Consider the following 23,333-nt stretch of genomic DNA (forward strand, 5'->3'; position numbering starts at 1 on the left):
GGTTTTTGATATTTAGATATTTTATATTTGGATAGAACTTTGAAATTTAAATGTATGAGGTTTTGCGGCTTGATGAGGTCGCTAAATTTGTTTGAAATGGGGCTAAAATGCTAAAAAAACATCCGCTAATCTCTGTAGTGATCGCTATTGTTGTGATATTTTTTGCTACCTACTTTTTTATCTTTGGGTTAGTTTCTATTTTAGATGACGACATTGGCGATAGTAAAGAGCTAAATAATAGCTTTTTTTACGTCAAAGATGGCAAGGTCTATGCCTTGGTGCCAAGCGGCGGTAAATTTGAGCTAATAGGCGTGAGGGCCAGTAAATTTAGATACATCGACACTGGCAAATACGACAACAGAAACGTTGGCGCAAGCGATGAAGCTGTATATTGCGGTAATCTCGTGATGAGTGGGCTTAGCCCTAAGAGCGTTAGAGCGCTTGGCAATGGCTACTTTGGCGATGGCAAGATAACATATTTTTGCGATAGCGAAAGCGAGACAAACCTCGAAATATCCGCATTTAAAGAGTTTTGGGACATCGTCTCACACAAAATGTTTAACACCCCAAAAGCGCAAACTCATATCTATAAATTTAGGCAGGTTGATAACGCAAATTTAGCAGCGATCTTGGGCTTTGGCTACGCAAGCGACGGAGTAAAAGTCTATCATGAGGGCAAAGAGCTAGAGGGCGCAAATGCCAGCAAAATGCGTTATATCGAGCAGATATCTGGCAGAAAGAGCGTGCATTTTACGACTGACGGAGAAAATGTCTATTATGACAGCTCAAAGCTAGGGATCAAATTTAGCCCACAAATGCGTGATATTGGCGAGATATGGCGCATTCACTATCTTTATGAGCCAAATTCTGGCATGGTCTATGCAAATGATCATGAATTTGACCCAAAATTTGCCCCATACGAGCCACTTTTTAACCTAAAAGATGAGCACTCCTATCATGCGCTTTTTCGTGGTAAAGGCGGTATATATCACTGGGAGCGAAAGTGGCAGTGGTATAACAGCATAGATGAGGGCGAGTTTGTAAGAGACGGAGATGATCCATTTAAAGGCGAGATAACGCCGCTATATGGTGACGTGGTGATAAGTGATGGCAAGACATATTTTCTAAAAACCTATGAAATTTGGCACAACACGAAAAATGATCACAGCCTAAGCTCACGCCACACGTGTATAGTTAAGCTTGATACAAAAGAGCAGTGGCGAAAGATAGGTCTTGTAAGAAACGATAGCTACGGAGCGGTCTATGCAAACGGCGATAAGACATATTATCTCGATAACGTCGGCTACGGTTGGCGTTTTAACAGCAGTGTTTATGATATAAACGACCTTGGCGTGGTTGAAATTCTCACTCGTCCTTATGGCCCAAATGTTAAGAATTTAAAACTTGAAGAGATAGTAAAAATGGTAGATCAAGGCGCTATGACGCCAGCTGAGGGTGAGGTGGTGATCGATGCGATAAGCGACTTTGATGATTACTCGCAAAAATATGCCTACTGGATATTTTTTGCCATTGCATTTGTAGCCTCGGTAGTTGGCGCCATTTTTAAAAATAAAAAACAAGCAAAAAAGCTTAAAAAAAGGGTAGATGATTATAGATTATGAGAAAAATTGCTATTAGATTTATTTATTTTTTAGTCATTTTGACGCTACTTTTTGTTTTGGCGATGCTTTATCTTTGGCATGAGGGAGAGTATCAAAGAGGCTTTGCAAACATAGATAGTAGCGAGTTTTACCGCTCACCTGAGGGTAAAATTTACATTCAAATTTCAGGCAGCGGCAAGTATGAGCTAAAAGGCATTGATGAGGCTAGTTTTAGGGTCTTAAAGCTAGAACACGCATATGACTACTCAAACGTGGCGGCTGATAAAAACAGTGTCTATTGCGCTAGAGAAATTTTGCCTGGCCTTGATCCAAAGAGCGCCAAAGTGCTTGGCAATGGCTATATAAGTGACGGCAAGATAAGCTATTATTGCAGCTCTAGAAGCGAGAAAAAGGCGGGATTTAATGAATTTATCGCCGTTATGAAAAGCGTCGCTCACGTCTTTATAAAAAGCTACGATGATAGCTCATATTTTTATAGGACAAAGCTAGTTGAAAGTGCAAATTTAGAGCCTATATTTGACGCTGGCTTTGCAAGAGATGGTGGCACGCTTTACTACAAGGGCGAAAAGCTTGACGCACAACCTAGCGAGCTAAGATATATCACGGCAGAAAACGGCGCTGCTAGCGGATACTACACAGATGGCAAAAGCTTATTTTTAGGCTTTTATAAGCTTGATACGAGCTACACAGATGAGGTGCGCCAGATATGCTACGACTCAAAGCACTATATAGAATATCTTTTTGAGCCAAAAAGTGGGGCGGCGTTTGCAAATGAGCGTAAATTTAGCGCTCAAAATATGCCTTATAGCGCCATTTACAGCGTGGATAACGTGCACTCGTTTTGGCCTCTTTTTGCCAGCAAAGATGGAATTTACTTTTGGGATAGCACGAAAAACAAACAAGCTAAAATTTCAGACTACCAGCTAAAAGGCGAGCTAAAAAGGCTCTATGCTGACGTTTTTGTAGATGAAAATTCAGCGTATTTTTTGCAGCAAGGCGAAGAGTGGCAGCGCTCAAAGCACGGCAGGCACTTAGTGGCGCAAACAGTCTCTTTATATAAATTTGCCCCAAATAGCTCTTGGCGTGAGATAGGGCTGGTAAAAGATGGCGAGTATGGCGCTGTATATGCAAACGGCGATAAGCTCTATTTTTTTAGCAAGATAAAGCCATTTTATGGCATAAAACATAGTGTTTATGAGGTGGTTGATCTTGGAGCGGTTGAAATTTTAACCAGACCGCCGCACTTTCAGGGCAAAAAGCTAGAGGCAAAAGATATTTACGAGTTTATAAAAAGCGGCGCGCTAGTACCTGCTAGCGGCGAGGAGGTGGCGATATCTCGCATCGAGGTAGAAAAGCCGACCATTATCCTTTACGTCACGTTTGGTATCGTTTTTATTCTCGCGATCATCTTTGGAGTCACAAAAGCTAAAAGCGCGAAAATAGACTACAGATAAATTTAGTGTAAATTTTTTCAAAACGCCTTTTTGCAGTGGTTTACTCCTTAAATTTAGCCAAAAACTTAAGGAGTAAATTTGACCTATTTACTCTTTTTTGTTATTTTAAAAGGAAGATGAAATTTACAAAAAAGGAGAAAAATGATCAAATTTCAAAAGTCGAAATTTAACAATTCGGTATTTATCCCATCGCTTGTTGTCATATTTTTAATAACGGCATTTGCAGCAATATTTCCAAATTTCTCAAATGAGTTTTTTAAAGGTATGCAAAACTACATCGCGGCCAAATTTGGCTGGTTTTACATCCTGACCGTCGCCGTCATACTTCTAAGCATCATTATCCTTGGCTTTAGCAAGCTTGGCGAGATCAAGCTCGGAGCCGATCACGTAAAGCCGGAGCACAAAAATATCTCGTGGTTTTCTATGCTTTTTGCCGCCGGCATGGGCATTGGACTTGTGTTTTTTGGCGTGGCCGAGCCGCTCATGCACTATCTAAATCCGCCGCTCGGCGACGCGCAAACTATCGCAGCGCAAAAGCTTGCGATGAATATCACCTTCTTTCACTGGGGTATGGGCGCATGGTCAGTCTATGCTATCGTGGCGTTAATTCTCGCCTTTTTCTCGTATAGACACGGCTTGCCGCTCACGCTTAGATCGGCGTTTTATCCGATAATCGGAGATAAAATTTACGGCAAGATCGGCAACGCTATCGACACATTTGCCGTCGTAGCGACGCTTTTTGGCGTAGCGACCTCGCTAGGATACGGCGTACTTCAGGTAAATGCCGGCCTTACGCACGTTTTTGGCCTGCCGACCATGCATATTACGCTTCTAATAGTGCTTTGTTTTGCAGCGACCATCTCGGCGGCTAGCGGCGTTGATAAGGGGATTAAAATTTTATCAAACGCAAACATTGCGCTAGCTATATGTTTTATGTTTTTGATACTATTTTTGGGCGATACGACGCAGCTTTTAAAGTCGTTTGTGCAAAACAGCGGCGACTACGTATCGACGCTTATTTCAAACACCTTTAACCTCTACGCCTACGAGAGGCAAAACGAGAGCTGGCTTGGCGGTTGGACGCTGCTATACTGGGCTTGGTGGCTATCTTGGTCGCCGTTTGTGGGGCTGTTTATTGCCAAAATTTCAAAGGGCAGGACGATAAGAGAATTTGTGATCGGCGTGCTTTTCGTGCCAACCGGCTTTACATTTGCCTGGATGAGCTTTTTTGGCAACTCGGCGATTGCGCTTGTGCAAAGTGGATTTAGCGAGCTTGCGACGACCGTAAATTCCGACTCGGCTTCGGCGCTTTTTATGTTTTTAGAAAAATTTAGCTTTTCAGGCGTGCTAAGCACGATCGCGGTCTTTATGATCGTCATATTTTTCGTCACTTCGGCCGATTCAGCGGCGATAGTTATGAACATGCTTTGCTCAAACGGCAAGGATGATACGCCGGTTTGGCAAAAGGTCTTTTGGGGCGTTACAGTGGGCGTCGTGGCGGCATTTTTGATGCTAGCTGGCGGTCTTGGCTCGCTTCAAGCACTTACGATAACTACGGCGTTGCCATTTGCCATAGTGCTACTTGGCGCCATTTACGGGCTATTTAAGGCGCTTCGCGTGGATATAACCAAAAAAGAGACAAATAACTTTAATAATATGCCTCTTAGCGATCTTTCAAAGCCTTGGCAAGAGCGACTAAGCGCGATCATCACGCTACCTAGCAAAAAAGACGGCAGTAAATTTCTAAACGAAGTCGTGCTAAAAGCCTTTAACGAGTTAAAAGATGAATTTGCCAAAAACGGCCTTGAGGCAAATGTAACAAAAGCTGAAAATTTCGTAAATTTAAACGTCGGGCTTGGCGATGAGATGGACTTTAGATATGGCGTATATCTCACCAAAAGCCAGAGCCCGGACTACACGAGGGAGCTTGAGGGCGACGATCTTTACTACAGAGCCGAGGTCTATCTAAAAGAGGGCGGCCAGGACTACGATGTGCTTGGTTGGAGCGAGGCCACGCTGATAAACGACGTCATCGAGCAATACCGTAAACATATGCAGTTTTTGCATATAGTTAGGTAAATTTGCTCTAAAATTTGCAAATTTGGACGCGTTTGTGCGGACGGCTTTTTTGCGGCTATTTATTGCAAATTTGAGCTTGAGGCGCTGCCGGTTTAAGTTAAAATCGGCAGACGCAGATTAAATTTACCCGTGCATTTGGGTTTAGATACTTCACATCGGTCGTAAAAGTTACGCGCCCAAATCGCCCGCCGCTAGCAAATTTTAATCAATTTTTTTATATAATTTCCCGTTTTATTAAAAGGGTTTATGATGGATAGAAAAACTTGGAGTTCGAAGGTAACGTATATTTTGGCGGTTGCGGGTGCTACCGTGGGCTTTGGCGCGACGTGGCGCTTCCCGTATCTAGTCGGGCAAAACGGCGGCGGCGCCTACGTGCTCGTGTTTTGTATCGCGATGATCGTGATCGGCATACCGATGATTTTGGCTGAAAACGCGATCGGCAGACGCCTAAAATGCAACGCCGTAGACGCATTCGGCGGTAAAAATATAAATCCCGCGTGGAAAATCGTGGGCTGGATGGGCTTGCTTGGCGCATTTGGCATCATGGCCTACTACATGGTCATCGGCGGCTGGGTGCTAAACTATATCGCGCAGATCGCATTTGGCATGCTTGATCTCTCGCAGGTGCTTAGTTTTGAGGTTACGAGCGCGTTTTATGAGCAAAATATCGTGAGCGATCCGCTGGCTATCAGCTTTGCGACGCTCGTGTTCGTACTCGTAAACTACGCGATCTTGGTGCAGGGCGCGGTCGGCGGTATCGAGCGCTCGGCGAAGTATCTCATGCCGCTACTTTTCGTGCTGATGATCGTTATGATCGTAAAAAACTTGACCTTAGATGGCGTGGCGCAGGGGGTTAAATTTTATCTCACGCCCGATTTTTCAAAGATAAACATCAAGCTTTTCGTCGAGGTTTTGGGACAGGTATTTTTCGCGCTTTCGCTTGGTTTTGGCGTGATGATCACGCTTTCAAGCTTTGTTAAAAAGGACGAGGGGCTGGTTAAAATCTCTATTATCACGGGCATCCTAAATACTGTCATCGCCGTGCTTGCGGGCTTTATGATATTTCCGTCGCTCTTTAGCTACGGCGTATCGCCAGATAGCGGCCCGAGTCTCGTGTTTAAGAGCTTGCCGATCGTTTTTTCGCATATGCCTTTTGGCGGATTTTTTGCGGTGGCGTTTTTTACGCTTCTGATGATCGCCGCGCTCACGACCTCGCTGCCGATCTACGAGGTTATCATCACGACGCTTCAGGAGAAATTTAAAATTAGACGCAAAAGCGCGATCTTGCTGGTGCTAGGCACGATATTTATCTTTGGAAATTTACCGTCCTTGATGGCTACGAACCTGCTTGCGGACGTTAAAATTTTCGGTAAAAATATCTTTGACGCATACGACGCCATCAGCGCTACGATATTTTTCGTGCTGACCTCGCTAGGATGCGCGATATTTGTCGGCTGGGTGCTAAAAGACGAAGCCAAACGCGAGATAATGCAAGGCAGCGAAAAATACGCAAAACTCGTAAATATCTGGTTTTGGTATATCAAATTCGTCGTACCGTTTATCATTTTGGTGCTTTTTATCAGCTCGTTTTACGATAATTTTTTAAAGTAAATTTGATGAAAAATCTCGTAAATTTAGCTAACGGCGACCGCCTAAATTTGCGCGTAGAGGGTCAAATTTTACTCAGCGAGAGCATCAAAAACGGCAAAACGAGGCAGACGCAAAAGGAGTTTGAAAGCGCTGGCGAGGCGCAAAAAGCCTGCATAAAAAAGGAGTGGGAGAGTCTAAAAAAAGGCTACGTCCTGCAAAATGCGGGCGCAAAAGCGGGCGAGGCGAGTTTGCACGTCTATATCGGCGGCGGATACACGGGCGCGCTAGCATTTACGGGTGCGGAGGGCGAGCTTTTCGTCTATAAATGCGGCGGCTACAAAGAGGGCGGCGCGCTGGATGATTTTCTAATCAGACTGGACGCAAGCGGCGCCGTAAAGCAGCAGATCGTCCTGCCAAAGCCGCTTGCGTGGCAGGCGGAGCGCGTGGGCGAAATTTTGCTTTTGAATCTGGATCATTTTATCTTTAAATTTGATCCTTCGAGCGGCGAATTTAACGATCTTTCTAAAGATATGAGCTTTAAAAATAGCAAAGAATTTACGAGTTTTGTTTGTGCTGTGAAAGATACGGCAGCGTTTGCTATGTTCGGTCAAATTTTTACTTTGCGCGGCGGCGAGATTTCGCCTCTGGCCGAATACAAATCCGAAATGAAAAACTACACGCCGATCTTGTGTGCCGCGATCAGCGATGAGGGAATGCGGCTGGCGCTTCATTGTAAGCAAAACGAGATCAAAATTTTAAACACAACCACTTCAAACGCTTTTTGCGGCGAAATTTTAAACGAGATCAGAGGCGACTTTGACATTTTTGATAAAATTTGCTTTTTAGCGGACGGCTCGGTGCTGGGCAAGGAGCGCTACACAGGCAAGCTAGTTTGCCTAGACGCCGCAAGCGGCGAACGACGAAAGCCTGTATGGCTACAGGGCGAATGCACCGAGGTGGACGAGCTTTGCGTTAGCGCAGACGGTTTGAGGCTTGCGTTAATTAGCTACGACAAGGCTCGCATCATCGATCTAAAAAGCGGAAATTTGCAGCTTGGCTTTGAGCTCTCGCACGTCGTGAAGCGCTGCGAGGCGAAATTTGAGCGCATAAACGGCGAGGATTTTTTGGCCGTGCGCACCGACTACGGCTGCTTTAGCCTTTATAAAATTTAAGGAAAAAATATGTTTTATTTTTTGCTCGGTATTTACTTTTTTTACGTTGCCGCAAAGGCGATTTTGGCGATATTGCAGATAAACTTTATCTGCTCGGAGGCTAAAAAGCCCGCCGTCGTGCTAGAGCAGGGCGAGTACGAAACCGCCGCCGCCGCAGCGATAACGAATCAAAAATTTGAGATAGCGAGCCTATTTTATCACGTCGCGATATTTATGATGTGGGCATGCTGGGGACTTGGCGCGATATCGGGGCATGCTTATAAAACGGGAGATATAGGCGATAACGTCTTTATGGTTATGGCATTTTTGCTCGTTTCGTCGCTACTAGAACTACCGCTAAATATCTACGAAACCTTCGTCAAAGATAAAAAGCTCGGCTTTTCAAACGTAACGCCTAAAATTTTCGTACTCGATCTAGCTAAAACGCTCGCGCTAACGCTGGTGTTTGGCACGCTGTTTGTATGGCTGGTGCTGCTTTGCATTGGATTTTTGGGCGATTTTTGGTGGTTTTGGGCGTTTTTGCTGAGCTTCTCGGTCGCACTCGTGATAAATCTCATCTACCCGACGCTAATCGCGCCTATCTTTAATAAAATGCAACCGCTAGAGGAGGGTGAGCTAAAAAGCCGTATAGAAGGGCTTTTGACGCAGTGCGGCTTTAAAAGTAGCGGCGTTTTTACGATAGACGCCAGCAAGCGCGATAATCGCTTAAACGCCTATTTTGGCGGCCTTGGCGCGACTAAGCGCGTCGTGCTTTTTGATACGCTCGTTAAAAAACTAAGTCTTGCCGAGATAATCGCCGTTTTGGGGCATGAGCTCGGGCATTTTAAGCACAAAGATATCCTAAAAATGATCGCCCTAAGCGCGGTTATGCTTTTTGCGATGTTTTTTATATTCGGCAACATCCCCGACGCGGCGTATCAGGCGCTGGGACTCAGCCCGGCAGGCGGCGGAGTGATCATGTTTTTGCTACTTTTCTCGCCGATTTTCGGGTTTTTATTTTCGCCTATTAGCTCGTATTTTAGTCGCGCGAACGAATTTGGCGCCGATAAATTCTCAGGCGAGGTTTCAAACAAAGCCGACATGATAAGCGCGCTAAAAAAGCTAGGCTCCGAAAACAAGGCCTTCCCGAAGGCTCATCCGCTCTACGCCTTTTTCTATCACTCGCACCCAAGCCTTTTTGAGCGTATAAACGAGCTCGAAAATGACGGTAAATGACGCGCTAAAAGCCGCTGTCTCGCAGATAGCTCCAGCATGCGAGATAAACGGCGCAAATCCGGTGCGCATAGCCAAGGCTCTTTTGATACAACACCTCGGCGTAAAAATCGAGTGGGTTTTTTTAAATTTAAATCGCGAATTAGAGAATACGGAGGGTTATTTTGCGCTGGCAAGCCGTTTCGCAAATCACGAGCCGCTTGAATATATCACGGGCGAAGCGGGCTTTTACGGGCTTACTTTTAACGTAAAAAAGGGCGTCTTGATCCCGCGCCCCGAGACTGAAATTTTAGTCGAAAAATCGCTTGAAATTTTGTCAAATTTACCCACGCGAAAGAGGCCGCCGCTAGTTGCCGAGATAGGCGCGGGAAGCGGGATAATCAGCATCTGTCTCGCGCTAAACTCAAACGCTAAAATCATAGCCTCCGATATCAGCGACGATGCGTTAAATTTAGCTCGCGAGAACGCGGCGAAATTTGGCGTAGAGGATAGGATAGAGTTCGTAAAATGTGCGTATCTGGATCAAATTTACGGGCGATTTGATCTGCTCGTTTCAAATCCGCCCTACATCGCGCGGGACTACGAGCTTGATAAATTCGTACTAAACGAGCCACACGAGGCGCTCTTTGGCGGCGAGGCGGGCGATGAGATCTTAAAAAACATTATCCTCGTCGCTAAAAATCGCGGCGTAAAATACCTAGCCTGCGAGATGGGCTACGATCAGCGAGAAAGCATGCAAAGCGCGCTTAAATTTAACGGGTTCGAGGCGGAGTTTTACAAGGATTTAGCTGGATTTGACCGCGGATTCGTCGCGCGAAATATATTTGCAAATTTCTAAATTTGCGCGCGGTTTTGGCTTTTGCTGGTAAACTAAATTTGCCCCAGCTTGCGTCAAATTTAGCACTCGCAAATTTCCGCCCTTTTTGCTTAAATTTAGCGGATTTTAAATGCTATAACCCTAAAATGCGTGCGATAAATCAAAAAAGGAAAATTATGAAAAGCGTTTATTTTTTACTTTTGGGTGCGCTCATCGGCACGGAGCTGGCTCTTGGGGCTCTGGTTGCGCCGACGATTTTTTATCCGCAGAGCATACTTGGCGAGGGCGTACTTACGCAGTTTCAAAGCGGCAAACTGATGGCTACGATATTTGTTAAATTTAACTACGCTTTGCTAGCAGTTAGCGTCCTGATCGCGCTTTGCGAGCTTGCCTCGTTTAGATCCAGCGTCAAATTCGCTGCTAAATTTAGCATGGGTATTCTTTGCGCGATAAATTTAGCCCTCGCGCTTTCGTTTGTTTTTTACTTCACGCCCTACATCATGGACGCGCAGACGGCTGGCGAGGCGGCGACGCAGACGGCCGAGTTTGCGCAGATGCACGCGGCTAGCGAGTGGACGATGAAGCTGATGTTGTTTGCACAGCTTGCTTTGTTTTTTATCAAATTTAAAACCGCAGAAAAATGAGCGCGAAGCCCGACATCCAAATTTTAACCGATTTTCTCTCCGACTACACGGCGGCGATGGTGAGCGCAGGCACCTACACCGCGCGCGTCGAAAAGTGCGTGGACCGCGTGGCTAGGCGCTACGGCTACGACGTTAGCGTGACGATTTTCGTAAAATATTTTACCATTAGCGTCATGGACTCGGCCGATAACTCCCTGCGCCGAACCTACGTGAAAAAGATCCCGCTAGGGCAGGTGAGCTTTAACCGCATTTCCGAGCTTTCGTCGCTTAGCTGGCGGATCTTGGATGAAAATTTGAGCCTTGATGAAGCCAAAGAGCAGTTTGAGGGCGTCATGCGTATAGGTGCGAACAAATTTGCTAGCTCGCTTATTTTAATAAGCCTTGCAAATGCGGCGTTTTGCAGGCTTTTTGGCGGCGATATGGGCTCGGTGGCTTGCGTATTTTTTGCGACTCTGGTCGGCTATAGCCTCAAATTTGCGCTTGCTAAAATGGGCGTAAATTTAAAAATCCAGTACGTTTTGACCTCGTTTGTCGTATCTTTTATCGCCTATCTTGGCGTATTTTACGGCTTTACGCACACTAGCGACGTGGCGATCGGCTCGTCGATACTCTTTTTGATGCCGGGTGTTTTTCTCATAAACTCGGTCTTTGATATCATAAACGACAACACGCTTGTGGGTATCAGCAGGGCGGTGAGTACGGGCATCTTGATACTTTGCATCGCGGTTGGCGTTTATATCACACTCTCGCTTAGCAGCGCGGAGATTTTACATGTTTGAGCTTTTGACCGATACGCTCATAGACGGCGCTTTTGCGGCAGTGGCGGGGCTTGGCTTTGCCTACGCTAGCTCTCCGCCTAAAAGGACTCTCACATTTTGCGCGCTGCTTGCGGCGTTTGCGCACGCTAGTCGTTTTTGGGTCATGCAGATGGGATTTTTTAACATCAGTGTAGCCACCCTTATCGTCTCATTTTTAAGCGGGATTTTAGGTATGCTCTTTGCCAAACGGCTCAAAGTGCCCGCCGAGATCATCGCGTTTCCGGCGCTTTTGCCTATGGTGCCCGGAGTCTATGCGTATAAAGGCATTTTAGCGTTGTTTTCGTTTCTAAACGAGCCTGATATCGCTAAGAAAAACGAATACCTAATCATATTTTTCGATAACGCGATCACGACCACGACGGTCTCGTTAGCGCTTGGCGTGGGCGTTTCGGTGGTGCTTATTTTATTTTACGATCAGTCCTTGATGATTACTCGCGGCGCTAGGTGCGATCTGGCGACGAAAAAGACGCACGAGTAATTTTAACTTTCGGCATAGAAATTTTATATGGCTTTTTGATGGTTTGTATTGTCTCTGATTGATCTTTTGTTAGATTTTGTCAAGAATAGATAAGTTAGGCAAAATGAGATAAAATAAAAGATAAAATAAAAGTATCTAAAAAATTTGAGATATGTACTCTTGCTAAAAAAATTAAAAGTGAAAGTGAGGATATAAATATGCGTAAAGACAATATGGTTAAAGAGGCAAAAAATATTTTTTTTTACCAAGGTACGGAAGAACTATTTTTAAAAAATAAACTAGAAAATGATAATGAAAAAAAATTATTTTTTTTAAAACAAAAAATTACAGATTTGTTAAATATAAAGAATATACATTTTTTATTTGGTTCAGGTGTAAGCTCTGGTTCGATTCCTACAATGGCGGGGTTTATAAAAAAGGTTGAAAACAAATTAAAGCAAAAAGATAAAAAAACAATTAAAGATATTTTTAATAAATTAAAGAATAATGACGCAAACTTAGAAAGTATTCTTGGTGTTTTATATTCAAAAAGGGCATATCAAGAAGGAGTAGGAGAAGAGGATGAAGACACAAAGAGGCTTATAGATTTAATTGAAAATACAATGTATGAAGGTATAAATATAAATATTTTTGGGGACAAGCATAAAAAAACAATAGATTTATATGAAACCTTTTATCAAAAAATAACATATAGAAACAAAGACCTTAGCAGGGTAAATATTTTTACTACCAACAATGATCTTTTCAATGAGAGAGTATTAGACAAATTAAACATTAATTATAACAATGGTTTCGGTGGCGGACTAGATAAGTATTTTAATCCGGCTAGATTTGGCTATACCTTTTCCAAAAGAATTGAGGCAAGTGTAGAAAAATATGAGCCGTTAGATAATATGATATATTTATATAAATTGCATGGTTCTATAAATTGGATTGAGGAAGAGGGTAATGCTCTGTTTAATATCAAGGAAGTTAAAATTGATGAAGGCTGCAAGCCAAATGATAAAAATGTTTTAATATATCCAAATCCTTTAAAGCAAGGTAAAAGTTTAACTGCTCCATATTCTGATATTATTAGAGAGTTTCAAAGGAAACTATTGCTACAAAATAGTGTGTTATTTGTTGTTGGGTATAGTTTCAGTGATGAGCATATAAATAATATTATATATCAAGCATTATCAACAAATTCATCTCTATCAATAGTGATATTTGGAGATTATTCAGAAAAATCTATTTTTAAAGTTAATGATAAACGAATTTATAAGGTTCACGGAAAAGTTAATGATAAAATAATTCATTATTTTGAATATATTGTTAATGAGCTAATTCCAAATCTTAATGAAGATAAAGGTGAAAATATTCTGAAAAATTTTGTTGATGCTTTAAATAGGGAGAAGGAAAAGCTGAAGACAGAAAAGAGTCAAAAGGAAGTAAAATAATGAGCATAGGAAAAGTAGTCTCCATAAATTTTAATCAGTTTAAAGTAAAAATTTTTTCAGAAATCACCGGTGGATCTGTAAACATTAATGGTGATACATATTATTTTGGAAACATAGGTAGTTATTTGAAGACTGTTAATGCCATAGGGGAATCGATAGTTTGTGAGGTTGTTTCTATTTTTGATTCTGATTTATATAATGAAGCAAAAGCCTTTAATGTTGATGGGTATAGGGAGCTTATGCTTAAGCCAATAGGAACTATAAATAAAGAGAATAAATTTTCCTTAGGGGTCGGAATTTATCCGAGCTTATATACCAATGTGGATATTATAACCAATGAGGATATGCATATTATATTATCTAACGAATATGATGTGAACGAACCAGAAATACATAAAAGTTTTAATTTGGGTATTAGTAAAAATCTAATAAATTATCCAATTAGTATTTCAATAGATGATTTTTTTAATATACATTCTGCTGTGCTAGGAAACTCTGGAAGCGGTAAATCAAATACGATTGCGCACATTATTCAGTCGATTTACAGAAAAAAAGAAAACTCCGCAAGAGGATCAAAACTTATAATATTTGACGTAAACGGTGAATACAGACAAGCTTTTAAAAAAGATTTAAATAAAGAAATAACAATAAAATATTTTAGGCCAAATTTAAAAAAAGAAATTGCGGATGAAAATATAGAAGCGTTTTATATGCCGCATTTTTTAATGACATTAGATGAATGGAGTTCTTTTTTGTTAGCAACAGATGCGACGCAAAGACCTTTTTGGGATAAAGTTCTTCAAGAATCTTACAAATTTTATAAAATATCAACCTCTGAAGATAAAGATAGCAAGAGATTTATAAACTACCTTAGGTATAAACTTTGCATGTTGCTTGGTAGTGTTTTAAGCCAAGCTGATACTGACACATCAAGAATAACAACTGCTGGTGCACTAATATTAAAAATACAAGATATTATTAACAGAGATGTATCGTTAAAAACAAAGTGCGAGGCAGAAGGGCTTTATGCTGATATAAATAAACTTCATTCTAATTGCACAATAGTATACGGACAAAATAAAAACAAATTAGATCAAGCAGTAAAGGATATTAATGAAAAAATAGACTATGAAGAAATAGAAAAAATATTTGATGAGAAGCTAGATGATGGAGAATTTTATGATTATAAATTTTTAAAAATATCTGCTGAAATGATTTTGTTAGAAGAAGACGCTAAAGGAAATAGATTAATGAGAGGCTATACCTCTACGATGCTAAATAGGCTTGATTATTTTATCTATAATAACGACTGTAAATTTATGAGAGAAACACCGGATAATCTTGGGATTAAAAATGTAGACTCATACTTTGAGTATCTTTGGGGTAAGGATACTCAAACAAAAACACAACTAATAATCATAGATACTAGCGAATTGAGTATTGACGTTTTAGAAACTTTAACAAGTGTCCTTTCTAGATTAATTTTTTCACAAAGAAAAGAATTGCATAATGATGAAAGGCGCAAAAAACCCGTACATCTTATACTTGATGAAGCTCATAGATATATTAAAAAAGACTATAAATACCTACTAAGAGAAAATATTTTTGAAAAAATAGCAAGGGAAGGAAGGAAATACTCATTATATCTGTTGATATCATCTCAAAGGCCATCGGAACTATCAGAAACGGTTTTGTCTCAATGTGGAAATTTTATTATCCATAGAATACAAAATGAAGTAGATATGAGATATATAAATGCTATATTGCCTTATTTTTCAGATGACTTTGTAAATAAAATAAAGCAATCAGTTCCTGGGGAGGCACTAATATTTGGCCATTGTGTTTCGATGCCGCTACATGTAGCCATTAACAAATCTAATCCTGAGCCAAATAGTAAAAATTGCGAAATTACAAAAGAGTGGTTTGGCAGAGATTAATTTTGAGAGAAAAGTTGTTGGCAATAAAAGATTTAATAGTGCCGATAGTGAAACTAGTATAGAAGCGAAAGTTTTTTGTTTATTTGGATTATAATTACCGAGCTTTTGATATTACAAAAGCAAAAATAAAAATATCTTTAAAAGTAGTAAGTTGGCTATTGTATCAATCTGATCAAGGCTAGCAACGACAAGAAAAAGTGCGAGAACTAATCCAAAAAATAGCAGTAAAAGTGTGTTGAGGTGCTTTGGTTGCCTTTCTTTATATTGCAACTCTTGCAGTCAAATAGTGCTTGCATTAGCTAAACCAATAACAAATAAGATTGTCGGATTTTAAATTTAAAGGAAAAACATGAAAATACGAATCTACTATGAAGATACCGATGCTGGCGGCATAGTCTATCACGCAAACTATATAAAATACTGCGAAAGGGCGCGCAGCGAGATGTTTTTTGATTCGGAGGTTAAGCCTTTTAGCAAGGATGGGCATTTCGTCGTGAGTGAGATTCGGGCAAAATTTAAAAAACCTGCCGTCCTTGGCGATCTGCTCGAGGTAAAAACGAGCGTGGCAAGCCTAAAAAAAGCCTCCGCGCTCATAAATCAGAAAATTTATAAAATCGCAAATTTAAGCGGCGGATGCGAGCCAGAGCTCGTCTTTGAAGCGGACGTCGAGGTTGCGTTTGTCAGTAACCTAAGGCCTGCTAAGATGAGCGAGGAGATAGTGGATTTTCTCTCCTCTTATTGCTCGTAAAAGCCGTATTCGCCGGCTTTTAAAACCTTTGTATCATAGACGATCTGCGAGTCTTCGACGCTCTGGCTAAAAAGCCTCTGCGCGCCGCGGTTTAGGTAGGTCGCGTAGATGTAGTCAAGCCCGGCGCTAGCAGAGTAGCCCACCCAGTTGAAGTTCAAATTTTGCCCCAAAATTTCGTTGTTTGAGTCCAGCGCCCCGTCGGTTTTAGAAATCGAGTTTGCTATGTAGAGCTTTTCTCTATCTTGCGGTTGCATGAGCTTAAAGATGCTTGGCGCATAGTTGATCTGCGTGCTTAAAAGGGCGTTAAATTTGATGTCGTAAAGGCGCATCTGAGAGCTCACCATTGAGGCTTTTACGAGCGGAACATTTAGAAAAACGGTCGCGCCGCTTAGTCTCGAGTTGCCAGAGAGCATTGACTTTAGGTCGGTGACGCCGTTTGCGATCTCGTTTTCGTAGGCTAGCCCGCCGCTAAACTCGTCCGCGTAGCGATTTAGCGCCGCTCCTAGCGCGCTACCGTCAGAAAATGCTGCGACTTGGCTGTTTGAGAAATTTAGTAGCTTTTCAACTTGCCCTTTGTAGTCTATACCGCCAAATATCAAATTATCCTGTGGCGAATCGACGCTAGAGATGTGCAGAGTCGGCACGAAAGCCGTCATGGCGGGGTCTAAAACCTCGTTTAGATATTTTGCGCCTACAGGCGTAAACGGCGCGATGATATAGGAAATGTTTTCACTTTTAGCGCGAGCTAGGGCGCCGTCGATAGCGCTCGGGGCTTCGTTGCCGGTGTTGTAAAATTTAACGTCGATAGGGGCGTTTTGCCTGACGATGTAGGCGATAACCGCGTTTGAGACGACGCCGGCGTAGCTTTTTATGCTATCTTGCGGGATGATGACGGCGATTTTAAATTCGGCGTTTGAGTTTGGCGTCAGGCTTTCGCTGCCTGCGTTTGCGTAAGGGCCGTTTAGGGCGTTAATGGCTTGCAAAATTTCTTGATTCGAGCTGTTTTCGTAGCGAGCCAACAAGCTGTGCAAAAGACCTTCTTTAACGAGATCAAGCAAGCAAGCGTCGTCGCATTTTGCCGGTTCTAAATTTATATAAATTTCGCTGGCGGGCGGTATATCGGAGGCCTTTTCGCTCCTAGCAAACAGCGCCGAACAGATCAGTAAAGCGGTTAAAATTTTTCTCATAGGTACTCTTTTATTTTTCTTAAATCGCTGAAAAACAGCTCTTTTTTGCTTGGATTTTTCGCTACGACGCTCGGCGAGTAGGTCGCCAGCAGGGCCGAGTGCTTAAATTTCATTATGTTTCCCCTTATTGTCTCAAAGCTTTGCGCGCTTTGTTTTATCATTTTGTAAAAAACCTCTTCGCCAAGCGCCACGATGAGCTTTGGCGCGACTAGACGGGCTTCCGCGCTAAAATACGGCTCGCAAAGCTCGTAAGCGTTTGTCGGAGCTTTGGCTGCGGGCTTGCATTTTAGCAGGCTCGTGACGTAAATTTCGTCCTTTTTAAGTCCTGCTAGCTCGTTTAAATTTTGCAAAAACTTATCGTCGCCCGCCAAAAATTCTCCGCTCGCATCCTCGGCGGCGTTTGGCGCGTCAAATACGAAAACTACTTTAGCGCTTTTATCTCCAAGGCCCGTTAGTGCGTGGTTTGCGCTCTTGCAAAGCTCGCATAGATTGCACTCTTTGATGCTTGCGTTTAGTTCGGCAAGGCTACTCGGTAAGGCCGCGGACGAAGGCGAAAAATCGGCAAATTTATACCCGAACGCCCTAAGATAGTAAAGTTCTCTTAAAATTTCGTTTGCGTAACTCATCGCGCGATGATATCCAAAAGGGCGTTAAAAACAGATAAATCAAAGCGCGAGTTTGTTTAAATTTTCGCCGTCCAAGCGGTAGTTTCGCCACTGTTCTGACTGGTTTTTCGCGCCCATTTTTTCGTAAAATTTTATGCCCGGCTCGTTCCAGTGCAGGCACGCCCACTCGAGGCGTTGCAGATTTTCGTTCTTGCAAATTTCGGCTAAAAATTTAAAAAACTCTTTTCCTATGCCTTTGTTGCGATGCTCTTTTTGGACGTATAGATCCTCCAGATATATCCCGCCAAGTCCCAAAAACGTGGAAAACGTGTAAAAATATATGGCGTAAGCTATGATTTTGCCCTCTGTTTCGCAGACTAAAATCCTGGCATAGTTTTTCTCAAAAATAGACTCGGCAAAAATTTCGGGCGTAAATTTGACATCATCGCTCATTTTTTCGTACGCGGCCAGCTCTTTAACCAGCTCGCAAACGGCCGAGACGTCGGCTCTAGAGGCTTTTCTAATAACGTAAGGCAAATTTTTCTCCTAAATTTTAATAAGCTATTATATTTTTATTATTTTAAAACGAAGTTTAAAAATTTATTAAAAGGATTTTAAGCGATTTGTTGATAAAATCACCGACTTATATCAAAATCACCATAAGGAAAAATTTATGAAAAGAACATACCAACCTCATAAAACCCCTAGAAAACGCACTCACGGGTTTCGCGTCCGCATGAAAACTAAAAACGGCCGCAAAGTGCTAAACGCAAGACGCGCAAAAGGCAGAGCAAGATTGGCCGTTTAAGCAAATTTAGCTCTATAAGCAGCCAAAAGGAGTTTTCAAGCGTCTACAAAGAGGCCATTAAATGGCACTGCGAGGAGGCGATAGTCTTTTTTAAGCCTTGCAATGAAAATAAACTAGCCGTCGTAGCCAGCAAAAAGGTGGGCAAAGCCGTCGTTCGCAACCGATGTAAAAGACTTTTGCGAGCGGTCGTCGTCGAGATTTCAAATGAGCTTGCGGACGGCATTTACGTGATAGTTGTTAAAAACGGGCTAGATAAAAGCTCGTTTTTAAAGCTCAAAAAAAATATCTCTTGGGCTATGAAAAAACTCGGATGTATAAAATCAGGCATATGAAAATGATAAAACAAGCTATTTTATTTTTGATAAAAGCGTATCAAGATTATATCTCTAAATTTACTCCAAAGTCTTGCAGATACTATCCCTCGTGTTCGGAATTTGCCGTTTGGCAGTTCAAATTTAACGGCTTTTTCTCGGCACTCTTCGCGGTTATTTTTAGAATTTTACGCTGTAATCAACTCTTTAAGGGCGGCATCGACTACCCCATCATTAGTAAAAATTTCGACTCTTTTTTTATATCCAATCAAAATTTAAAATCACACATCGCATTTTGGTTCGTCCCGTATAAAAAAAATAAATTCTACGTTATTAAAAATTTAGACTTTCAAAAGGAAAAATAGTGTTAGACAATATGTCAGTTCAAAAACGCGTGTTATTAGCGACCGTTTTATCTTTTATCTTTTTTATCGCTTACGATTATTTTTTTATTCCTAAAAATTTGCCGTTAGATCAAAATCAAACAGTAGCTGCGCAGCAGGTAGGGCAAGCAAACGCCGCTCCAAGCGCAAATACCGCATCAGGCGCTAGCTCTCCGCAGGCCGCATCGACTCAAAGCCGCGAGATCGCTGTGATAAAGGGCGAACACTTTGAGGCGCGCATAGACGAGCTGGGCAGGATTTCGAAATTTTATTTAAATGACGAAAAATACAAAAACGCCGAAGGCAATCGCATCGAACTAGCAGGCGCTCAGCCGTTACCGCTTGAAGTACGCTTTAGCGACAAAGCTTTAAATGAGCAAGCTTTTAAAGTGGCTTACACGAGCGACGTTAGCGAGATAAATTTAGCCAGCGAGCCAAAAAGCATAGTTTTAACGCAAAATTTGGAAGGCTCTAGCGTAACCAAAAAAATCACATTTTATCCAAACGGAAGCTACGACCTAGATCTTAGCGTGAGCGCTGGCGAATACTACGTGACTCCGGGATTTCATCCAAACGTCGCTATCGACAGCTACACCGTCCACGGCGCGCTGCTTAAGCATAACGACGGTAAGCTAACTATCATCGAGGATGGCGACGTAGACGCGACCGAGAGCTTTAATAACGTAAACATAGCCGCAGCTAGCGACAGATACTACACGGCTTTGTTTTTTAAATTTGACGGACTTTTAAATCCCGTAGTTTCAAAAGATGGCGCCGGAAATGCGGTGATATTTGTAAAAGGCGAGCAAAATTTTAAAGCCAAAGGCTACATCGGAGCTAAAGACCACGCGACTCTAAACCAGATAAACGAGGAGCTCGTAGACGTCATCGAGTACGGCTGGTTTACCTTTATAGCAAAGCCGATGTTTGCGTTTTTAAATTGGCTTTACGGTTACATCGGTAACTGGGGCTGGGCGATCGTCGTTCTGACGCTAGTTATCAGGATCGTGCTTTTCCCGCTAACCTACAAAGGCATGCTATCGATGAACAAGCTAAAAGATCTAGCGCCGAAGGTAAAAGAGCTGCAAGCCAAATACAAAGGCGATCCGCAAAAGCTAAATATGCACATGATGGAGCTATATAAGAAAAACGGCGCCAACCCGATGGGCGGCTGCTTGCCGATACTTATGCAGATTCCGATTTTCTTTGCGATTTACCGCGTACTACTAAACGCGATAGAGCTAAAAGCCGCGCCGTGGATACTTTGGATACACGACCTTTCGGTGATGGATCCGTATTTTGTACTGCCTATATTGATGGGTGCGACTATGTTCCTTCAGCAAAAGCTCACGCCGACCACGTTTAGCGACCCGATGCAAGAAAAGATAATGAAATTTTTACCGCTTATCTTTACGTTTTTCTTCGTGACCTTCCCTGCGGGACTTACGCTTTACTGGTTTGTAAACAACGTCTGCTCGGTCATCCAGCAAGTTTTTGTAAACAAGCTCTTTGAAAAGCATAAAAAAGCGGAGGTAAAGGCCTGATGCGAATAGAAGCCGAAAATCTACAAGAGGCCTTTCAAAAGGCCGCGCAGGAGTTAAACTGCTCCGTTACCGAGCTTGATATCAAAATTTTGCAAAATCCAAGCGCCGGTTTTTTGGGATTTTTCAAAAAAACGGCGATCATCGAGGCAGTAAAAGAGGGTGCGCATAAGGAAGCAAAAAAAGCTCCTCAAGCCGCTAGCGAAAACGGTCATAAAGAAAACGGCGGCGAAAAAAAGAAGGAATTTAAGAAAAAAGAGAACTCCGGCGAAGAGCAAAATCACCGAAGCGAAAAGAAAAAAAATCATAAAAATCGCCACGATCATCACAAAAATCATGCGGCAAAACAAAGCGAAAGTAGCGCGGTAAACGAGTCTAAAGTCGAAGAAGCGCAGCCGCAAAAAGAGCCTCAGGTAAAAGAAAAAGAGTCGCATAAAAAGGAACAACCGAAAAAAGAGAGCGGCAAAAGTATCCTTGATCACTCTATCATCGATACCTTTAATAAAAACGACTTTTACGAAGGCGATGAAAAAACCACAGCTGGCGAAAATTTAGGCTTGCAGGCATCTGTCGGCGATGCAAATTTGACGCAAGCCGTGCCAAATTTAGCTAAAAAAGAAAAACAAGACTCCCGAGCCGATCGGGCGCAGGCTCAAAAACAAAAAGATCAAAAACCAAAAGCCGACATTGACAAAGCCCTGCCTGAGATAAAGCAGGGCGTAGAGAAGCTTTTTGGCGGAAATTTCTTTACTATAAACAAGATAGACGTGCGCAAATTTGACGACGAGACCGTGATAGTCGAGCTTGACGGCGAGGATGCGGCGCTGCTCATCGGCAAGGAGGGCTACCGCTACAAGGCGATTTCGTATTTGCTTTATAATTGGATCAGTTCGAAATATGGCCTTGCGGTGCGCCTTGAGATCGCTCAGTTTTTGCAAAATCAAGAAGCCGCGATCGATCAGTATCTAAAAGGTATAATCGAGCGAGTGGAGGAGACGGGCAAGGCTAAAACCAAGTCTTTAGACGGCGTTTTGGTCAAGATCGCCCTTGAAAAACTGCGCGAAAAATTCCCCGACAAATACGTAAGCGTAAAGTCAAATAGCGACGGGCAGTTCGTAGTCGTGAACGACTTTATCAAAAAATGAACGAGACCATAGCCGCCGTCGCCACCGCGCACGGCGTAGGCTCGATCTCCATCATCAGGCTAAGCGGCGCAGACGCCCTTGGCCTAGCTCTAAAACTCACCAAAATCACCTCTCTTGTCCCGCGTTACGCAACTCTAACTAAAATTTACGCCGATGGCGAGCTCATCGACGAAGCCTTGCTTATTTATTTTAAGGCCCCGCATAGTTTCACGGGCGAGGATGTGGTGGAGTTTCAGCTCCACGGCGGACTAGTGGTGGCAAATTTGATCCTAGGCGAGCTCATCAAAAACGGCGCCAGACTCGCGCGTGCAGGAGAGTTTAGTAAGCGTGCTCTCATAAACGGCAAGATGGATTTTAGCAAGATCGAGGCGATAAACTCGCTAATCAACGCAAAAAGCGAGGATAGCGTCAAAATCATCGCCCGCACGATGAGAGGCGATCTAGCTAAATTTGTGGATGAAATCCGCTCCGAACTCGTAAAAACTCTGGCATTCGTGGAGACTAGCATAGACTACGCCGACGATGATCTGCCTGCCGATCTGCTAGAAAGTATCAATCAAATGCTAAAACAAAACAGCGCTAAACTAGATAAAATCGTAGCCATAAGTCAGAGTAGAAAAGGGTTGCTTGAGGGCTTTAAAATCGCGATAGTCGGCAAGCCAAACGTCGGCAAAAGCTCAATCCTAAACTCGCTTTTGTCCTACGAGCGCGCGATTATCAGCGACGAGGCGGGCACGACTAGGGACAGCATCGAAGAGGCACTAAAAATCGGCACTCACCTCGTGCGCATCATCGATACGGCAGGCATCCGCAAAAATGCGGGCAAGATCGAGCAGATCGGCATTTCGTATTCGCTGCGGGCTATCGAGGAGGCCGATGTCATCCTGGCCGTTTTTGACGCGTCGCAGGAGGCTGACGAGCAGGATAACGAGATCCTGGAGCTTTTAAAAAACTTGCAAAAAAAGATTTTTTACGTTTTAAATAAATGCGACCTCGGCGTTAAATTTAGCGCTCCAGTGGGCGCGATACAAATTTGCGCCAAGCAAGGAACGGGCGAGATAGTAAATAGTCTAAAAACCTATCTCGACGCCCAGGAGACGAGCGAGATACTACTAAACTCCACTCGTCAAATTTTATGCTGCGAAGCGGCGAGCGAGGCGATAAAAAGGGCGTTAAATTTACTTGCCCAGTCCGAGCTCGAGCTCTTTGCCTACGAGCTAAATACAGCAATAGAGCAAATCTCGTCAATCACGAAACCGTTTGAGCGAAGCGAAATTTTAGACGAAATGTTTAGCAATTTTTGCCTCGGAAAATAACGAAATTTACTTTATAAAAAAGAAAAA

22 protein-coding genes are annotated in these 23,333 nt (G+C 42.8%); 19 read left to right on the forward strand and 3 right to left on the reverse strand.

What is annotated here, in order from left to right; genetic code table 11:
• The first annotated feature begins 107 nt into the window (after nt 1-107).
• From Q0394_RS11045 to Q0394_RS11105, 13 genes are all read left to right on the forward strand, one after another.
• Nucleotides 108-1,622 carry a DKNYY domain-containing protein gene (locus tag Q0394_RS11045; protein ID WP_298947658.1) on the forward strand — a complete coding sequence of 505 codons (1,515 nt, stop codon included), beginning with the start codon at nt 108-110 and terminating at the stop codon, nt 1,620-1,622.
• Nucleotides 1,619-3,076, forward strand: a complete 1,458-nt coding sequence (locus tag Q0394_RS11050; RefSeq protein ID WP_298947660.1) for a DKNYY domain-containing protein — start codon at nt 1,619-1,621, stop codon at nt 3,074-3,076. Before Q0394_RS11045 ends, Q0394_RS11050 begins: the two co-directional genes overlap by 4 nt.
• A gap of 141 nt (nt 3,077-3,217) precedes the next feature.
• Entirely contained in the window at nt 3,218-5,155 is a 1,938-nt protein-coding gene (locus Q0394_RS11055; protein WP_298947662.1) for a BCCT family transporter, read from the forward strand.
• A 249-nt stretch (nt 5,156-5,404) separates the two neighbouring features.
• Nucleotides 5,405-6,766, forward strand: coding sequence for a sodium-dependent transporter (locus Q0394_RS11060; RefSeq protein ID WP_298947664.1), 1,362 nt, complete (start codon nt 5,405-5,407; stop codon nt 6,764-6,766).
• Between the two features lie 5 nt (nt 6,767-6,771).
• Nucleotides 6,772-7,917 carry a hypothetical protein gene (locus tag Q0394_RS11065; protein WP_298947666.1) on the forward strand — a complete coding sequence of 382 codons (1,146 nt, stop codon included), beginning with the start codon at nt 6,772-6,774 and terminating at the stop codon, nt 7,915-7,917.
• Nucleotides 7,918-7,926: 9 nt separating this feature from the next.
• Nucleotides 7,927-9,132 (forward strand): M48 family metallopeptidase, encoded by a 1,206-nt coding sequence (locus tag Q0394_RS11070; RefSeq protein ID WP_298947668.1) that lies wholly within the window; start codon nt 7,927-7,929, stop codon nt 9,130-9,132.
• On the forward strand, nt 9,119-9,967 hold the full coding sequence (prmC, locus tag Q0394_RS11075) for a peptide chain release factor N(5)-glutamine methyltransferase (protein WP_298947670.1): 849 nt from the start codon (nt 9,119-9,121) through the stop codon (nt 9,965-9,967). The genes Q0394_RS11070 and prmC overlap by 14 nt, the downstream gene beginning before the upstream one ends.
• Nucleotides 9,968-10,122: 155 nt before the next feature.
• Entirely contained in the window at nt 10,123-10,590 is a 468-nt protein-coding gene (locus Q0394_RS11080; protein WP_298947672.1) for a DUF4149 domain-containing protein, read from the forward strand.
• Nucleotides 10,587-11,369: a threonine/serine exporter family protein gene (locus tag Q0394_RS11085; RefSeq protein ID WP_298947674.1), complete on the forward strand. Its 783-nt coding sequence runs from the start codon at nt 10,587-10,589 to the stop codon at nt 11,367-11,369. The genes Q0394_RS11080 and Q0394_RS11085 overlap by 4 nt, the downstream gene beginning before the upstream one ends.
• The gene (locus tag Q0394_RS11090; protein WP_298947677.1) at nt 11,362-11,886 is read left to right on the forward strand and encodes a threonine/serine exporter family protein; all 525 of its coding nucleotides are present in this window, start codon (nt 11,362-11,364) and stop codon (nt 11,884-11,886) included. The genes Q0394_RS11085 and Q0394_RS11090 overlap by 8 nt, the downstream gene beginning before the upstream one ends.
• A gap of 197 nt (nt 11,887-12,083) precedes the next feature.
• Nucleotides 12,084-13,325 (forward strand): SIR2 family protein, encoded by a 1,242-nt coding sequence (locus Q0394_RS11095; RefSeq protein WP_298947680.1) that lies wholly within the window; start codon nt 12,084-12,086, stop codon nt 13,323-13,325.
• Entirely contained in the window at nt 13,325-15,262 is a 1,938-nt protein-coding gene (locus Q0394_RS11100; protein WP_298947682.1) for a DUF87 domain-containing protein, read from the forward strand. Before Q0394_RS11095 ends, Q0394_RS11100 begins: the two co-directional genes overlap by 1 nt.
• Nucleotides 15,263-15,611: 349 nt before the next feature.
• Complete coding sequence (locus Q0394_RS11105) at nt 15,612-16,010, forward strand: YbgC/FadM family acyl-CoA thioesterase (protein WP_002950478.1); 399 nt, start codon at nt 15,612-15,614, stop codon at nt 16,008-16,010.
• Here the strand turns inward: Q0394_RS11105 and Q0394_RS11110 are convergent.
• From Q0394_RS11110 to Q0394_RS11120, 3 genes are read right to left on the reverse strand one after another with little or no spacing between them, the layout of a single operon-like run.
• Nucleotides 15,998-17,197 carry a hypothetical protein gene (locus Q0394_RS11110; protein WP_298947684.1) on the reverse strand — a complete coding sequence of 400 codons (1,200 nt, stop codon included), beginning with the start codon at nt 17,195-17,197 and terminating at the stop codon, nt 15,998-16,000. The two genes, Q0394_RS11105 and Q0394_RS11110, sit on opposite strands and share 13 nt — an antisense overlap.
• Nucleotides 17,194-17,823 (reverse strand): uracil-DNA glycosylase, encoded by a 630-nt coding sequence (locus tag Q0394_RS11115; RefSeq protein WP_298947686.1) that lies wholly within the window; start codon nt 17,821-17,823, stop codon nt 17,194-17,196. The genes Q0394_RS11110 and Q0394_RS11115 overlap by 4 nt, the downstream gene beginning before the upstream one ends.
• Before the next feature lie 39 nt (nt 17,824-17,862).
• Complete coding sequence (locus Q0394_RS11120) at nt 17,863-18,339, reverse strand: GNAT family N-acetyltransferase (protein WP_298789816.1); 477 nt, start codon at nt 18,337-18,339, stop codon at nt 17,863-17,865.
• A gap of 136 nt (nt 18,340-18,475) precedes the next feature.
• Between Q0394_RS11120 and rpmH the strand changes: the two genes are divergently transcribed.
• The 6 genes from rpmH to mnmE are packed head-to-tail and all read left to right on the forward strand — an operon-like array spanning nt 18,476 to nt 23,306.
• Nucleotides 18,476-18,610, forward strand: coding sequence for a 50S ribosomal protein L34 (gene rpmH / locus Q0394_RS11125; RefSeq protein ID WP_002946826.1), 135 nt, complete (start codon nt 18,476-18,478; stop codon nt 18,608-18,610).
• Nucleotides 18,598-18,942: a ribonuclease P protein component gene (gene rnpA / locus Q0394_RS11130; protein ID WP_298789827.1), complete on the forward strand. Its 345-nt coding sequence runs from the start codon at nt 18,598-18,600 to the stop codon at nt 18,940-18,942. The genes rpmH and rnpA overlap by 13 nt, the downstream gene beginning before the upstream one ends.
• Nucleotides 18,943-18,944: 2 nt before the next feature.
• Entirely contained in the window at nt 18,945-19,286 is a 342-nt protein-coding gene (gene yidD / locus Q0394_RS11135) for a membrane protein insertion efficiency factor YidD (protein WP_298789814.1), read from the forward strand.
• A gap of 11 nt (nt 19,287-19,297) precedes the next feature.
• The gene (gene yidC, locus Q0394_RS11140; protein ID WP_298947715.1) at nt 19,298-20,848 is read left to right on the forward strand and encodes a membrane protein insertase YidC; all 1,551 of its coding nucleotides are present in this window, start codon (nt 19,298-19,300) and stop codon (nt 20,846-20,848) included.
• Nucleotides 20,848-21,990: a Jag N-terminal domain-containing protein gene (locus Q0394_RS11145; RefSeq protein WP_298947689.1), complete on the forward strand. Its 1,143-nt coding sequence runs from the start codon at nt 20,848-20,850 to the stop codon at nt 21,988-21,990. The genes yidC and Q0394_RS11145 overlap by 1 nt, the downstream gene beginning before the upstream one ends.
• Nucleotides 21,987-23,306, forward strand: a complete 1,320-nt coding sequence (mnmE, locus tag Q0394_RS11150; protein ID WP_298947691.1) for a tRNA uridine-5-carboxymethylaminomethyl(34) synthesis GTPase MnmE — start codon at nt 21,987-21,989, stop codon at nt 23,304-23,306. Before Q0394_RS11145 ends, mnmE begins: the two co-directional genes overlap by 4 nt.
• Nucleotides 23,307-23,333 lie beyond the last annotated feature (27 nt).

It is taken from the genome of uncultured Campylobacter sp. (genome assembly GCF_938039205.1).
GTDB lineage: Bacteria > Campylobacterota > Campylobacteria > Campylobacterales > Campylobacteraceae > Campylobacter_A.

What these genes read in the sequence shown, in the direction of transcription:
- Q0394_RS11115 (WP_298947686.1), bottom strand. Translation starts at nt 17,823, where the DNA reads ATGAGTTACGCAAACGAAATTTTAAGAGAACTTTACTATCTTAGGGCG.
- Q0394_RS11045 (WP_298947658.1), top strand. Translation starts at nt 108, where the DNA reads ATGCTAAAAAAACATCCGCTAATCTCTGTAGTGATCGCTATTGTTGTG.
- Q0394_RS11060 (WP_298947664.1), top strand. Translation starts at nt 5,405, where the DNA reads ATGGATAGAAAAACTTGGAGTTCGAAGGTAACGTATATTTTGGCGGTT.
- Q0394_RS11100 (WP_298947682.1), top strand. Translation starts at nt 13,325, where the DNA reads ATGAGCATAGGAAAAGTAGTCTCCATAAATTTTAATCAGTTTAAAGTA.
- Q0394_RS11070 (WP_298947668.1), top strand. Translation starts at nt 7,927, where the DNA reads ATGTTTTATTTTTTGCTCGGTATTTACTTTTTTTACGTTGCCGCAAAG.
- mnmE (WP_298947691.1), top strand. Translation starts at nt 21,987, where the DNA reads ATGAACGAGACCATAGCCGCCGTCGCCACCGCGCACGGCGTAGGCTCG.
- Q0394_RS11080 (WP_298947672.1), top strand. Translation starts at nt 10,123, where the DNA reads ATGAAAAGCGTTTATTTTTTACTTTTGGGTGCGCTCATCGGCACGGAG.
- Q0394_RS11095 (WP_298947680.1), top strand. Translation starts at nt 12,084, where the DNA reads ATGCGTAAAGACAATATGGTTAAAGAGGCAAAAAATATTTTTTTTTAC.
- Q0394_RS11055 (WP_298947662.1), top strand. Translation starts at nt 3,218, where the DNA reads ATGATCAAATTTCAAAAGTCGAAATTTAACAATTCGGTATTTATCCCA.
- Q0394_RS11085 (WP_298947674.1), top strand. Translation starts at nt 10,587, where the DNA reads ATGAGCGCGAAGCCCGACATCCAAATTTTAACCGATTTTCTCTCCGAC.
- rpmH (WP_002946826.1), top strand. Translation starts at nt 18,476, where the DNA reads ATGAAAAGAACATACCAACCTCATAAAACCCCTAGAAAACGCACTCAC.
- Q0394_RS11145 (WP_298947689.1), top strand. Translation starts at nt 20,848, where the DNA reads ATGCGAATAGAAGCCGAAAATCTACAAGAGGCCTTTCAAAAGGCCGCG.
- Q0394_RS11110 (WP_298947684.1), bottom strand. Translation starts at nt 17,197, where the DNA reads ATGAGAAAAATTTTAACCGCTTTACTGATCTGTTCGGCGCTGTTTGCT.
- prmC (WP_298947670.1), top strand. Translation starts at nt 9,119, where the DNA reads ATGACGGTAAATGACGCGCTAAAAGCCGCTGTCTCGCAGATAGCTCCA.
- yidC (WP_298947715.1), top strand. Translation starts at nt 19,298, where the DNA reads ATGTCAGTTCAAAAACGCGTGTTATTAGCGACCGTTTTATCTTTTATC.
- yidD (WP_298789814.1), top strand. Translation starts at nt 18,945, where the DNA reads ATGATAAAACAAGCTATTTTATTTTTGATAAAAGCGTATCAAGATTAT.
- Q0394_RS11090 (WP_298947677.1), top strand. Translation starts at nt 11,362, where the DNA reads ATGTTTGAGCTTTTGACCGATACGCTCATAGACGGCGCTTTTGCGGCA.
- Q0394_RS11105 (WP_002950478.1), top strand. Translation starts at nt 15,612, where the DNA reads ATGAAAATACGAATCTACTATGAAGATACCGATGCTGGCGGCATAGTC.
- Q0394_RS11065 (WP_298947666.1), top strand. Translation starts at nt 6,772, where the DNA reads ATGAAAAATCTCGTAAATTTAGCTAACGGCGACCGCCTAAATTTGCGC.
- Q0394_RS11050 (WP_298947660.1), top strand. Translation starts at nt 1,619, where the DNA reads ATGAGAAAAATTGCTATTAGATTTATTTATTTTTTAGTCATTTTGACG.